This is a genomic window from Kitasatospora sp. NPDC041917, assembly GCF_055589745.1.
Genome location: NZ_JBVJBI010000017.1, coordinates 1 through 13,485 on the forward strand (window position 1 = coordinate 1; position 13,485 = coordinate 13,485).

Consider the following 13,485-nt stretch of genomic DNA (forward strand, 5'->3'; position numbering starts at 1 on the left):
CTGCGCGCCGGACGCACCCTCGGCGCCACCGGCCTCAACGGCGCCCGCCACGTCCTGGTCCCCGCCGCCCTGCCCGGCTACCTCGCCGGCCTCAAACAGGGCTGGGCCTTCTCCTGGCGCTCCCTGATGGCCGCCGAACTCGTCGCCTCCTCCCCCGACCTCGGCCGCGGCCTCGGCCGCTACCTGGAGGACCAACGCGAATTCTCCGACATGTCCGGCGTCCTCCTCGGCATCATCCTCATCCTCTTCGTCGGCATCACCATCGAACTCCTCGTCTTCACCCCCGTCGAACGCCGCGCCCTGCGCAACCGCGGCCTCCTCACCACGAGCAAGTGAGGCACCGCTGATGCCCGCCCTCCTCCTGATCGCCCACGGCAGCCGCGACCCGCGCCACGCCGCGACGGTGGCCGCGCTCGTGGAGGAGGTGCGGGCGCAGCGGGCCGGCATCGAGGTCGCCACCGCCTATCTGGACCACTGCGCGCCGCGGATCCCGCAGGTGGTCGGGCTGCTGGCGGACGCGGTGGCGGTGCCGCTGCTGCTCAACCGGGCGTTCCACGCCAAGCACGACATCCCGGCCGCGCTGCGCGCCGCCGGCTCCCGGCTGCCGGTCGCGGACGTGCTGGGCCCCTCGCCCCTGCTGCTCGCCGCCCTGGACCGCCGCCTCGCCGAGGCCGCTCCGGCGCTCGGCTCGCCCGCCGTCCGGGCCCGTACCGGCGTCGTGCTGGCGGCGGCCGGCTCCTCGGACCCGGCCGCCGACGCCGCGACCCGCGCGGTCGCCGCCGAGTGGCGCCGCACCCGGGGCTGGGCCGCCGTCGAGGTCGCGTACGCCTCCGCCGCGGGCCCGCGTGTCCCCGACGCCCTCGCCGCCCTGCGCGCCGCGGGCTCCGAGCACACCGCCGTCGCCCCCTACCTGCTGGCTCCGGGCCTGCTCCCCGACCGCATCGCGGCCGCCGCCGAGGAGGCCGGGGCGGATGTGCTGGCCCCGGTCCTCGGCCCGTCCCCCGAGGTGGCGGCCCTCCTCCTGCAGCGCCACGACGAGGCCCTGCGGGCCGCCGAAGCGGCGGCCCCGGCCCTCACCGCCTGAGCCTCACGAGGCCTTGCGGTGCTGGTACTCGGCGACCGCGGCGGTGATCACGCTGAGCGGCACCGGCTCGTCGACGTCGGCGATGGCGGCCTCGATCCACTCCCGCATGATCGCCGTCGGCTTCAGCCCCCGCTCCCGCGCACGGCGCCGAACCTCGTCCATCACCGGTTTGGGCAGCCGCAGCGAGGTCGTGATCATCACCGACTCGGCCGCCACCGGCTCTCCCGGCTCGGCACTCATGATCTCGTCCTCGCTCAGCTCGTGCGTCTCGTAGTACTCGGCGATCGCTTCGAGGTCCGCACCGTTGTCAGTCATCCGTCACCTTCAACTCGTCCGTTTGAGGAACAAGCGCCTCTCGGCGGCTGTCATGTCGCGGGCCGTGGCGCAGTACCACGCCGACGGCACCGCCGCGCTCCGCGCCAACACCACCAACAGGTACCGCACGGACCGCGTCACGCCGTGGCACAGGGTCGTCCCTGACGGCCGCCCGAGAACCAGTGAGGGCGGCAGAACACGACGTCCTCGACCTCCTCCGGATCCACTCCGTGCCTGGCGATGTGCTCCTCGGAGCGCTCGGTCCAGTAGATCTCACTATGCGCGAGCAGCAGCGTGTTGCAAACGCATTGCACGGCTCAAGCCGCCGTCACTCGGGCGAGTGACGGCGGCCGGGAGCAGTGACGGCGCGCGCCGCGCGGGCCGCACGCCGTCGCGGCCGCCGGCACCCGGGTCACACCCGGCGCAGGGTGAAGGTGTCCGTCGGGTGCCCGGCGTTGGCCTCGGCGAGGCCGCCGGCGAGCCGGTAGAGGCTGCCGGCCGGGCCGCCGACCACCGCGGTGGGGGTGGGGTCGGCCGAGGGGCGGACGGCGGTGAGGCGGGCGGTGCGCCAGTGGTCCTCGGAGCGCAACTCGACCTCGGCGTCCCGTCCCGCGCCGAAGAAGGCGTTGGTGACGCCCGCGATCGAGCCGTCCGGGCGGCCGAGCAGGCCGTCCAGGTGGAGCAGCGCCTGCCCGCCGGCCACCTCGACGCGCCGCAGCGCGGCCGGGTTCCCCAGCGGGACCTGCCACAGGGTGCCGTCGTCCCACTTGCCGAGGATCAGCCGGCCGTCCCGGTGGACGATGCCGTTGAGGCCGTACGCGCCGGGGGCGGGGGCCAGTCGCGGGTCGCGCAGCAGGACGGCGGCGCTGCCGTCCGGGGCGACCCGGTAGACGACGGGGGCGAAGGAGTCGGTGACGTACGCGGTGCCGTCGGGGCCGATCGCGATGTCGTTGGCCAGGTGGTCGGCGCCGTCGGCGGCGACCGCCGCGAGGTCGGTGTAGAAGAGGCGTCGGCCGGTGTCCAGGTCGTAGGCGCCGATCCCGGCGACCTTGCCCAGGGTGGCGGGGGTGCTGCGCTCGCCGATGCCGTTGTCGAGGTTGGTGACCAGGACGCGGCGGTGGACCGGGTCGATCCGCAGGCCGGCGGTCTCGATCAGGGTGCCGGGGTCGTCCACCAGGGTGCGCACGCCGGCGTCGGTGCCGACGGCGGAGACGGTGCCGTGCCGCAGCGAGCCGAGCAGGAAGCGGTGGTGGGCGGCGTCCCAGTCGCCCGACTCGGGGACGAGGCCGGGCGCGCGGCCCTGGATCACGGCGGGTGCCGGGCAGGCGGCGGCCGCGGCGGGCAGCGCCCCGGCCGTGCCGAGGAGGGCGGCCGCGGCGGCGACGGCGGCCAGGGCCCGGCGGGCAGTACGGTTCTGACGGTGGCTCATCGGCGTTCCCTCGCATGTGCGGTCCGTTGACACGGTCAAGCCTCGCCCGATCGGCCGGCCCGCAGCAGTGCGTGGGAATACTGGTAGTCGGACTACCGGGAAGAACGGGGGACGGGGTGGACGTGAGGGACGTGGACGACACCGGGGAGCGCCGCTCGGCACTGTCGAGCTTTCTGCGCAGTCGTCGCGCGCGGCTGACGCCGCAGGACGTCGGGCTGGCGCCCGGGGTTCGGCGGCGCACCCCGGGGCTGCGCCGCGAGGAGCTGGCGCTGCTCGCCGGGGTGGGGGTGACCTGGTACACGTGGCTGGAGCAGGGGCGGGACATCCACCCGTCGCCGGAGGTGCTGGCGAGCCTCGCCCGTACGCTGCGGCTGGACCGGGCGGAGACGGCGTACCTGTTCCGGCTGGCCGGCGGGCATCCGCTGGACGGCGAGGTGGCCGCGCCCGGGGACGTGCCGGCCCCGCTGCTGCGGCTGATGCGCGCGCAGTGGCCGGCGCCGTCCTTCGTGATGGACGCCAACTGGGACATCCGGGCCTGGAACCCGGGCGCGGACGCGCTGTTCGGCCTGACCGGCCGCCCGCCGCAGGAGTGCAACCTGGCCTGGGTGGTGTTCGGCAACCCGGTGCACCGGGCCCGGGTGGAGCACTGGGAGGAGCACGCCCGGCGCTTCCTGGCCCAGCTGCGCTCCGCCTATGCCGAGCGCGGCGGCGAGGCGACGGCCGTGGGGCGCCGGCTGGCCCGGATGATCCGGCAGGTCCGCGGCGAGTACCCGGAGGCGGACCGATGGCTGGACGAGCACCAGGTCGCGGAGCGCTCCGGCACCGAGAAGGTGATCCGGCACGAGCGGGTGGGCGTGCTGCGGATCGACCAGCACGTGCTGCTGGCCGCCGAGGGCCTGCAACTGATCGTGATGTCGCCGCGCGACGCCGGCACCGAGGAGCGGCTGCGCGCGCTGGCGCCGGCCCCGGAAACGGCAACGGCAACGGCAACGGCAACGGCAACGGCAACGGCAACGACGGTGGCCCCGGCCCCGGTGTAGCGCGGACAGCGGTCCGCCGCCCCCGCACGGCGCAGGGGCGGCGGACCGGGAGCGGCGGACCGGGGACGGCCGTCAGACCGGGAGGTTCCACTTCTGGTTGGCGGCGCCGTTGCAGTCCCAGATGCCGAGCTGGTTGCCGTTCTCGGTGGCGAAGCCGAGGTCGTCCAGGCAGCGGCCGGACTGCGGGTTGAGCAGCGAGCCGTCGGCCCGGGCCTGCCACTGCTGGGCGCCGCTGCCGTTGCAGTCCCAGATCTGCACCTTGGTGCCGTTGCCGGTGTTGCCGCCCGACACGTCCAGGCACTTGCCGAGCGCGCGGATCGTGCCGTCGACGCCGATCCGCCACTTCTGCGCGACCGAGCCGTTGCAGTCGTAGATCTGGACGGCGGTGCCGTTGCCGAGGTTGGCGCCCCGCACGTCGACGCACTTGTTGACGTAGCCGGTGATCTGGCCGGTCGGGCCGGCCGGCGGCGCGGCGCCGAGGACGACGCGCGGGAACATCACGGAGTCGCCGATCATGCAGGAGGCGGACACGGTGCCGTCGCCCATCCCCAGGCCTCCGATGGCGGGGCGGGAGAACTGCACGGTGTGGGTGGAGTTCCAGTAGAGGCAGTTGGCGGTCACGGTCCAGGTCTGCATCGGGTCGAGGCCGCTACAGCTGCCGATGGCGTTCCAGGCGGAGGTGTAGGCGGCGCAGGCGGGGGCGGCCTGGGCGGCGGTGGCCGGTGCCACCACGGCGGCGGCCCCGGCGAGCAGGGCGGTGGTCAGCAGGGCGGAGGTTCGGCGCATGGGAGGGTCGTCCTTCCGAATCGGGGAATCACGTCGACTCACCGTCCACGCCCCGTCGGTGACGGTGCGTCGGATGTGTGGGCCGCGTGAAAGACTCGGGGGTGCGCGGTCGGCCGTCAACCGGCAGGTCACCGGCAGCTGCCGGGTGCGGCGGGGCTGAACAGGGACGTTGTCCCGGGCGGCAGTTTCGCCGGGTCCGCACGGCCGGGCCGTCGAGGGGCCGGGCCGCGGAAGCGGGGACGTCACGGGCGGGCCGCCGGGCCGGCCGGACAGCGCACGGCCCGGCTCCCCCCTGCCGGGGGAACCGGGCCGTCGTCGGAACGGAAGGGCGTCAGTCCGTCTTGCGGCGCTGGCGGCCGGTGCCGTAGTTGGAGCCGGACTTGGAGCCGCTGCCGGGCTTGGCGCGGCCCGAGGAGCGGCCGATGAAGCCGGCCGCCTGCGGGCGGTCGCCCTGGGCGGCGGCGCCCATGCGCTGCTTGGGGCGGGGGCGGCGCGGGTTGCCGTTCATGTCGACGTCGGCGGGCAGCGCGGAGCGCTTGCCGGACCGGCGGCGCGGGGCACCGGACTTGGCCCCGGCGGGCTTGTCGGCGCCGTCCTTGGCCGAGGCGCCGGCCCCGGCCTGGGCCGCGACGACCGGTACGGCCAGCGTCACCGCGACGCCGCTGGGCGTGCGGGCGCCGGTGATCCGGGCCAGGTCGGCGTCGCCCGGGCGGATCTTGGTGACGGTCGGGCGGATGCCGGCGACCGTCATCAGCCGGTTGACCTCGCGGCGCTGCTCGGGCAGCACCAGGGTGACGACCGTCCCGGACTCGCCGGCCCGGGCGGTGCGGCCGCCGCGGTGCAGGTAGTCCTTGTGGTCGACCGGCGGGTCCACGTTGACGACCAGGTCCAGGCCGTCGATGTGGATGCCGCGGGCGGCGACGTTGGTGGCGATCAGCGCGGTGACGTGGCCGTCCCGGAACTGGTCCAGGACCCGGTTGCGCTGCGGCTGGGACTTGCCGCCGTGCAGGGCGGCGGCCTTCACGCCGTTGGCGAGCAGCTGCTTGGCCAGCCGGTCGGCGCCGTGCTTGGTGTGCACGAACATGATCACGCGGCCGTCGCGGGAGGCGATGTGCGCGGTGGCGGAGACCTTGTCGGTCTGCTCCAGCTGGAGGACGTGGTGGTCCATGGTGCTGACCGCGCCGGCCGAGGGGTCGACCGAGTGGGTCACCGGGTCGGCGAGGAAGCGCTTGACCAGCCGGTCGACGTTGCGGTCCAGGGTGGCGGAGAACAGCATCCGCTGCCCGCCCTCGGCGACCTGCTCCAGCAGCTTGCTGACCTGCGGCAGGAAGCCCATGTCGGCCATCTGGTCGGCCTCGTCGAGGACCGTGATCGCGACGTCGGAGAGATTGACGTCACCGCGCCCGATCAGGTCGTCCAGCCGGCCCGGGGTGGCCACCAGCACCTCGGTGCCGCGGCGCACCGCGTTGGCCTGCCGGTTGATCGACATGCCGCCGACGACGGTGGTGATCCGCAGGTTGACGGCGGTGGCGTACGGGGTGAGCGCCTCGGTGACCTGCTGCGCCAGCTCGCGGGTGGGCACCAGCACGAGCGCCAGCGGGTGCCGGGCGTCGGCACGGCGCCCGGCGGTGCGGGCGAGCAGCGGCAGGCCGAAGGCCAGGGTCTTGCCGGAGCCGGTGCGGCCGCGGCCGAGCACGTCGCGCCCGGCGATCGAGTCGGGCAGCGTGGCGGCCTGGATCGGGAAGGGCTCGGTGACGCCCTGGCGGGTGAGCGCGGAGAGGATCGCCCTGGGCAGTTCCAGCTCGGCGAAGGAGGCCGCCGGGGGCCGGGGCGGGGTGCCCTGGACCACGGTGAACTCGGTGGCCTCGGGCACGGCGGCGGGGCGGCCCTGCTTGGGGGCGCCGCCGCGGTTGCGCGGCTTGCGCGGGCGGTCGCCGCCGGCGGTGCGGCGGGCCTGGTCGGTGGTGCGGGGGCCGCGGTCGCGCGGCGGGCGGGCAGGGGTGGTCACGGGAGCTCCGTCGGTCGGTCGGCAGCCCGGGCTGCGGGCTGGTCGGCCGTCGGAGGATTTGCGTGTGCCGCCCCGGCCGTACGGCGGCATGAGCGGGGGCCCGCACCGTGCGGTGCGGGCCCCCGCTTCGCGATGATCGCGAGTCAGCGTGGAGCTGACGTCAGCCGATGATCTGGATGTTCTCGGCCTGCGGGCCCTTCTGGCCCTGGGTGACGTCGAACTCGACCTTCTGGCCCTCGAACAGCTCACGGAAGCCCTGAGCCTGGATGTTCGAGTAGTGGGCGAACACGTCGGCGCCGCCGCCATCCTGCTCGATGAAGCCGAAGCCCTTTTCGCTGTTGAACCACTTCACGGTGCCGGTAGCCATAACCGTCTCCTCTAACTGGGGCATCAGGGACCCACACCTCGTGGATCCCCAAGTAGCCGCGATCCCCATCCGGAGACTGAAACACCGGACAAAACAAATGCGCCTGTCGGTTGGAACCAGCAGGCGCACACCACGTTCATGGGAACCAAAACTGCAACTGCATCGACTGTAGCACGGTGGAACCGGGCGTGACCGGGGATTTTCCGCCTCGGAGATCACGTTTGGCGGCTCCGGCAAAGGGGCAGCGGCGCCCCGCCGAAGCGGGACGCCGCCTGTCCTCGCGGACCCGGTCGGACCAGGGCCGACCGGTCGGGTCAGCGCCGGCCGGCCGGCTCCGGCATGCCGTGCGCGCCGGGCAGCGGGGCCGGGCCCTCGCCGTGGCCGTGACCGTGGCCGGGGTCGGCGCCGTGGCCGGGCCACCACGCCTTGTTGCCGATCAGCGCGGTGAGCGCCGGGGTGAAGAACATCGCCATCACGAAGGCGGCCAGGATGATGCCGAAGGCCATCGCGAAGCCGAACTCCAGCATGAAGATGTTGCCCGCGAGCATGAAGGTCGCGAAGGACGCCGCCAGGATGAAGCCGGCCGCCGCGACGGTCGGGCCGCCGTGGCGCAGCGCCTCGCGCGCGGCCTCACGCGGGTTGCGGCCCTCGCGGGCCTCCTCGCGGAGGCGGGCGATGATCAGGATGTTGTAGTCGGTGCCGATCGCCACCACGAAGAGGTAGATGAGGATCGGCAGCATGAACATCAGGCCGGCCTCGCCGCCGAGGTTCTGGAAGAGCAGCGTGGTGGCGCCGAGGGTGGCGGTGAAGCCCAGGCCGACCGAGGCCATCAGGTACCAGGGGGCGACGACGCTGCGCAGTTGCAGGCCGAGGATGAGCAGGATCAGCAGACCCGCGATCGGGAAGACCAGCTTGTAGTCGTGGGTCATCGCGAGGTTGATGTCCTTGTAGATGGCGGTCAGGCCGCCGACCTTCGCCTCGGTGCCGGCCGGTACCTGGCCGTGCGCGGCCTCCCGGAGCCGGGTGAGGGTCGCGATCGCCTCGTTGCTGTCCGGCTTGTCCTTCAGCATGACGGTGAAGTCGGCCGTCACGCCGTCCGCGCTGAGCTGGGGCTTCGGCGCGGCCTGGGCCACTCCGGAGACCTCGCCGAGCTTGGCGGCGTAGGAGTCGAACGCGCCCGGGTCGAGCTTGGCGCCGCTGGTGCTGGTGAGGAAGACGTGGGTCGGGTCGGCCGCACCGGCGGAGAAGCCGTTGATCATCTTGTCCTGAACGACCATCGACTCCTTCTCCTTCGGCATGGAACTGCCCGCGAGGTCGAAGGTGCCGTTGTAGCCCAGGGCGCCGACGGACAGCGCCAGCAGGACGCCGCCGGAGGCGAGCGCGACCACCGCCGGGCGCTTCTGCATCATCCGGCCGAGCGCGGCGAAGCGAGCGTCGTTCGGCTCCCGCATCCACTTCTTGCCCGGCCAGAACACGGCACGGGCCGGGATGACCGCGAGCAGGGCCGGGGCCAGGGTGAGCGAGGCGAAGGCGGTGACCACGACGGCGATGGCCAGGGCGGGGCCGAGGGCCTTGAACATGCCCAGGCTGGAGAGGATCAGCACGGCGAAGGCGACGGTGACCGCGCCGGCGGCGGAGGCGATCGCCTCGCCGACCCGCCCGACCGCGTTGGCCACGGCCTCCTTGCGGTCGTCACCGGCCCGCAGCCGCTCGCGGTAGCGGAACGCCAGGAAGAGGAAGTAGTCGGTGCCGACGCCGAGCACGACGACGATCAGGATCGCCGAGAGTATCGGGGTGGTTTCGAGGCCGAAGGCCTTGGTGGCGTAGTTGATCAGGCCGTTGGAGGTCGGCATGGCGACCACGAGCGAGACCAGGAGCGGCAGCAGGCCGGCCAGGATGCTGCGGAAGATGATCCCGACGATGATCGCGACCAGGACGATCGTCGCCAGTCCGATGAGGGCGTCGGCCGAGCCGGAGGCGTCCTGCTGGTCCAGCGACTGGGCGGCGGCGCCACCGAGCTGGAACTTGACGTCGGTCCCCGCGCTGAGTGCCTTGCCCTCCTCACGGAGGTGCTTGGCGACGTCGCCGAACGCCTTGGGGTCCTGCTGCTTGGTCTTGTCGATGGCTATCGGCGCGAGCGCGTACTTGCCGTCCTTGGACGTGGTCTGCTCGCCGACCGGGATGATCTTCTCGACCGCCTCGATCTTCTTGTCCGTGAGGCCTTGGACGATCTTGGCCATCGCGGCCTTGTCGCCCTCGTTCAGCGCACCGCCGTCGTTGCGCTCGAAGAGTGCCAGCGCGGACGGCGTGAAGCTGGCCGGGAACGCCTGTTCCTGGAGCGCGGCGGCCTGGATCGACTCGTAGTGCTTGGGGAGGAACGACGCCTCGTCCGTCTGTGCGGTGATCTTCGGCGCCGTCGCGACGATGGCGACCATCGCGACGACCCATGCGGCGATCACCCACCACGCACGGCGAACGACGAATTGTCCTAGTCGGTGGAACATGCTCGTGATGCCTCCTGGGCATGGTTCACCGCAGCCCTTGGGGGACGGGACGCTGGGCGACGGCAGGACCGGCTCGGGGAATGCCCGGCGGGCACTCCCTTGCCGGTCGGCAGGTAAGTGGATCTGGGGCATCATCCTACGAGCACTTGCTTGCCGCCCGGCAAGGAGCCCCCGTGTGCTTCAACCCCCGTAGGCCGCCCCGAAGCGGCCCCGCCCAGTTTCCCCCGCCCACAGCCCTCGTGACCTCGTGCTCCGGGTGGATCCATCTCCCCCTCAGGGTGGAGGCGCATCCCCTACCCCCCAGGAGGAGGTCTAGGGGTCCGGGGGTAGGGAAAACCCCACCCAGGCCCCGAGGACAACACCAGGAGAGGGCCACCCGCCAGCCGGATTACCCGTCAACCCCCGCTTCCCTACTGTCGATCGGGACGCCGGACCGCAGCCGGCGCACCGCGACCGGCGGCTCCCCCGACCCAGGGCCGCCGCCGCTCCCGTCCGGCGACCACCGCCGCTCTCCCAGGGGGGAAGACCCACCGTGAAGCCCGTGAAGTCCAGACTCGGCCCGGCGGCCGCCATGGGTGCCTGGAGCGCCCGGCACCGCAAGACCGCCGTGTTCGGCTGGCTGCTCTTCGTCGTCCTGGCCGCCGCGCTCGGCACCGCGCACGGCAGCACCAAGGTGACCGAGGCCGAGTCGATCCCCGGACAGGTCTCCCGGGCCGCGCGGATCCTCGACGAGGCCGGGCTGCAGAGCCCGGCGGGTGAGACCGTCCTGGTCCAGAGCACCACCCGCAGCGCCGACGACCCGGAGTTCCGCGCCGCCGTCGGCCAGGTGGTCGCCGCGGTGAACGGCACCGGAAAGGCCGCCGAGGTCCGCTCGCCGTACGACACCCGGGCGGTCTCCGCGGACGGCCACTCCGCGCTCGTGACGCTGACGCTCAAGGGCGACCGCGAGCAGGCGCCGGACCACGTCCAGCCGGTGCTGGACGCGGTGGCCGGCGTGCAGCGGCAGCACCCCGACCTCACCGTGGTCCAGCTCGGCGACGCCAGCTCCGGCAAGTGGATGCAGGACCAGCTCACGAACGACTTCGCCCGCGCCGAGTGGACGGCCGTGCCGCTCGCCCTCGGCATCCTGCTGGTCGCCTTCGGCGCGCTGGTCGCCGCCGTGCTGCCGGTGGTGCTCGCGCTCACCGCCTTCGTCGCCGCCGCCGGGCTGGTCGCCCTCAGCAGCGGGTTCCTGCACACCAGCGGCGACGCCTCCTCGGTGATGCTGCTGGTCGGCCTCGCCGTCGGCGTCGACTACTGCCTCTTCTACCTGCGCCGCGAGCGCGAGGAGCGGGCCGCCGGGCGCGACGCCGCCACCGCGCTGGCCGTGGCCGCCGCCACCAGCGGCCGGGCCGTACTGGTCTCCGGCGTCACCGTGGTGGTCGCCATGGCCGGCATGTTCCTCACCGGGATCGCCACCTTCAAGGCGATGGCCTTCGCCACCATCGTGGTCGTGATCACCGCCGTGCTCGGCTCGCTCACCGTGCTGCCCGCACTGCTGTCGATGCTCGGCGACCGGGTCGAGAAGGGCCGGGTGCCGTTCCTCGCCCGGCCGCGCCGCCCGGCCGCCGGGGACCGGAGCGGCGGACGGTTCTGGAACGCGGTGCTGACCCCGGTGCTGCGCCACCCGCTGGCCGCCACCGTCCTCGCCGGCGCCTTCCTGCTGGCCGTGGCCGCACCGCTGCTCACCATGCACACCGCCAAGCTGACCTTCCAGCAGCAGCTGCCCGCGGGCAACGCCCTGGTCGCCGCCTCGCAGAAGATCGAGGCCGCCTTCCCGGGCAGCCCCGCCCCCGCCACCGTGGTGATCAGGGCCGCCGACATCGACTCCCCCGCGATGACCGCCGCGATCGCCGAGCTCAGGGCCAGGGCGCTGGCCGGCGGACGGATGCACGGCCCGGTGGAGGTCACCGTGCACCCCGACAAGAACGTGGCCACCGTCGACATCCCGCTCAACGGCACCGGCAACGACGCCACCAGCAACGAAGCCCTGCGGAGCCTGCGCGAGGACCTGGTGCCCGCCACCGTGCTCGCGGTGCCCGGCACCGAGGCCCCGGTCACCGGCCAGACCGCCGGCTCGTACGACTTCAACCGGAAGATGACCGGCTCGATGCCGCTGGTCCTCGGCTTCGTGGTGGTCTTCGCCTTCCTGCTGATGCTCACCTCGTTCCGCTCCCCGGTCGTCGCCGTCACCGCCGTGGTGCTCAACCTGCTCTCGGTGGGCGCCGCGTACGGGGTGCTGACGCTGGTGTTCCAGCACGGCACGGGCGCCTCGCTGCTGGGCACCGCCGGGGTCGGCGCGGTGGAGTCCTGGGTGCCGCTGTTCCTCTTCGTGATCCTCTTCGGGCTCTCGATGGACTACCACGTCTTCGTGGTCTCCCGGATCAAGGAGGGCCACGACCGCGGCCTGCCGACCCGGGACGCGATCGCCCACGGCATCCGCTCCACGGCCGGGGTGGTCACCAGCGCCGCGGTGATCATGGTGGCGGTGTTCTCGGTCTTCGGCTCGCTGTCCATGCAGGTGATGAAGCAGATGGGCGTGGGCCTGGCGGTCGCGGTGCTGATCGACGCCACGGTGATCCGCGCGGTGCTGCTGCCCTCGGTGATGACCCTGCTCGGCGAGCGCAACTGGTACCTGCCGCGCTGGCTGAACTGGCTGCCGGACCTCTCGCACGGCGAGTCCGTCCCGCCGCCCGGCGCCGACCGGGCCCCGCACGGGCCGCCGGCCGCCCCGGCGCAGGGGGCGCGCCACCGCCGGGCCGAGGTCTGAGCCTCCCCCGGCACCCCCGGAGCCCCGGCGTCCCCGACCCGTCCGAGACCCCTCCGAGACCCGTCCGAGCCCCCTCCGACCCGCCCGACGCCGGGCTCCGCAGCGCGCGGGGCCCGGCGTCCTTGCGTCATGATGATCACCGTCCGGGGTTCCCCGGATGAACGTCGGCGGAACGGAAACCCAGTCATGATCCCCTTCGACGAGGGCCGCGCCCGGCTGCTGCTCGCCCGGGCCTGCGAGTCGGCCGGGCTGGCCGCCCCCGACGGGGCCACGCTGCTCGCGCTCGGCGAGAACGCCGTCTTCGACCTCGGCGACCCGGCCGTGGTCGCCAAGGTCGGCCGCGGCCCCGAGCTGTACGACCGGGCCCACCGCGAACTGGCCCTGGCCCACTGGCTGGCCGGCCAGGACGTCCCGGTGGTCCACCCGTACGACGCGGTGGCGCCCGAGCCGCAGCTGGCCGACGGCCACCCGGTCACCTTCTGGCACCGGCTCGCGCCCGCCGTCCGGCCCGCCCGCCCGGTCGACCTCGCCCCGCTGCTGCACGCCCTGCACCAGCTGCCGCTGCCGCCCTTCACCCTCGGCCGGCGCGACCTGCTGGCCCCGGTCGAGCGCTGGCTGGCCTCCGCCGAGGGCCACGTGGACCCGGTGGACGTCGCCTTCCTGCGCCACCGCCGGGACGCCTTCGCGGCCGCCCTGCCCGACCTCGTCCCGCAGCTGCACCCCGGGGTGATCCACGGCGACGCGCTGCCGCGCAACCTCCACATCGGCCCGGACGGGCCGGTGCTGCTCGACCTGGAGTTCATGGCGAACGACCTGCGCGAGCACGACCTGGTGGTCCTCGCCCTCAGCCAGGACCGCTACGGCGTGCCCGTCGAGGAGTACCGCGCGTTCACCGGGGCGTACGGCTGGGACGTGCGCGAGTGGCCCGGCTTCACGGTGCTGCGCGGCGCCCGGGAGACCGCCAGCGCCTCCTGGGTGGCGCAGCAGGCGGCCAGCAACCCGGCCGCGCTGAAGGAGTTCCGGCGCCGGGTCGACTCGCTGCGGGACGGGGCCACCGAGGTGCGCTGGTACCCCTTCTGACGGCCCTCCCCGTTACCCGTGGAGCGGCGGGGCCGCCAGCGGGGCGAGTGTGAGAAGACTCTT

11 protein-coding genes are annotated in these 13,485 nt (G+C 73.8%); 5 read left to right on the forward strand and 6 right to left on the reverse strand.

The features are described 5' to 3' along the window. The coding region (locus tag ACZ6EM_RS21335; RefSeq protein WP_465773008.1) for an ABC transporter permease at nt 1–336 on the forward strand (336 nt) is incomplete at its 5' end. 10 nt (nt 337–346) lie between these two features. Beyond that, entirely contained in the window at nt 347–1,084 is a 738-nt protein-coding gene (locus tag ACZ6EM_RS21340; RefSeq protein WP_465773009.1) for a sirohydrochlorin chelatase, read from the forward strand. 3 nt (nt 1,085–1,087) lie between these two features. Here the strand turns inward: ACZ6EM_RS21340 and ACZ6EM_RS21345 are convergent, their stop codons facing one another. Both ACZ6EM_RS21345 and ACZ6EM_RS21350 read right to left on the reverse strand, forming a co-directional pair. After that, nucleotides 1,088–1,399 (reverse strand): hypothetical protein, encoded by a 312-nt coding sequence (locus tag ACZ6EM_RS21345; RefSeq protein WP_387693326.1) that lies wholly within the window; start codon nt 1,397–1,399, stop codon nt 1,088–1,090. A 412-nt stretch (nt 1,400–1,811) separates the two neighbouring features. Beyond that, nucleotides 1,812–2,828, reverse strand: a complete 1,017-nt coding sequence (locus ACZ6EM_RS21350; protein WP_452178610.1) for a hypothetical protein — start codon at nt 2,826–2,828, stop codon at nt 1,812–1,814. A 116-nt stretch (nt 2,829–2,944) separates the two neighbouring features. Here ACZ6EM_RS21350 and ACZ6EM_RS21355 point away from each other — a divergent pair, with 116 nt between their 5' ends. Beyond that, nucleotides 2,945–3,868, forward strand: a complete 924-nt coding sequence (locus ACZ6EM_RS21355; RefSeq protein ID WP_465773010.1) for a helix-turn-helix transcriptional regulator — start codon at nt 2,945–2,947, stop codon at nt 3,866–3,868. A gap of 72 nt (nt 3,869–3,940) precedes the next feature. Here ACZ6EM_RS21355 and ACZ6EM_RS21360 read toward each other — a convergent pair whose 3' ends face one another. The 4 genes from ACZ6EM_RS21360 to ACZ6EM_RS21375 all read right to left on the reverse strand — a co-directional run bounded on the left by ACZ6EM_RS21360 (nt 3,941) and on the right by ACZ6EM_RS21375 (nt 9,533). After that, complete coding sequence (locus ACZ6EM_RS21360) at nt 3,941–4,654, reverse strand: ricin-type beta-trefoil lectin domain protein (protein WP_359909667.1); 714 nt, start codon at nt 4,652–4,654, stop codon at nt 3,941–3,943. 331 nt (nt 4,655–4,985) lie between these two features. After that, on the reverse strand, nt 4,986–6,752 hold the full coding sequence (locus tag ACZ6EM_RS21365; protein ID WP_401054274.1) for a DEAD/DEAH box helicase: 1,767 nt from the start codon (nt 6,750–6,752) through the stop codon (nt 4,986–4,988). Between the two features lie 70 nt (nt 6,753–6,822). Further along, nucleotides 6,823–7,029 carry a cold-shock protein gene (locus ACZ6EM_RS21370; protein ID WP_030060364.1) on the reverse strand — a complete coding sequence of 69 codons (207 nt, stop codon included), beginning with the start codon at nt 7,027–7,029 and terminating at the stop codon, nt 6,823–6,825. Between the two features lie 314 nt (nt 7,030–7,343). Then, nucleotides 7,344–9,533 (reverse strand): MMPL family transporter, encoded by a 2,190-nt coding sequence (locus ACZ6EM_RS21375; RefSeq protein WP_401054892.1) that lies wholly within the window; start codon nt 9,531–9,533, stop codon nt 7,344–7,346. 571 nt (nt 9,534–10,104) lie between these two features. Here ACZ6EM_RS21375 and ACZ6EM_RS21380 point away from each other — a divergent pair. Together ACZ6EM_RS21380 and ACZ6EM_RS21385 are read left to right on the forward strand one after the other, a co-directional pair. Then, nucleotides 10,105–12,342 (forward strand): MMPL family transporter, encoded by a 2,238-nt coding sequence (locus tag ACZ6EM_RS21380; protein ID WP_452178637.1) that lies wholly within the window; start codon nt 10,105–10,107, stop codon nt 12,340–12,342. 186 nt (nt 12,343–12,528) lie between these two features. Then, nucleotides 12,529–13,422, forward strand: a complete 894-nt coding sequence (locus ACZ6EM_RS21385) for a phosphotransferase enzyme family protein (RefSeq protein ID WP_452178614.1) — start codon at nt 12,529–12,531, stop codon at nt 13,420–13,422. Nucleotides 13,423–13,485 lie beyond the last annotated feature (63 nt).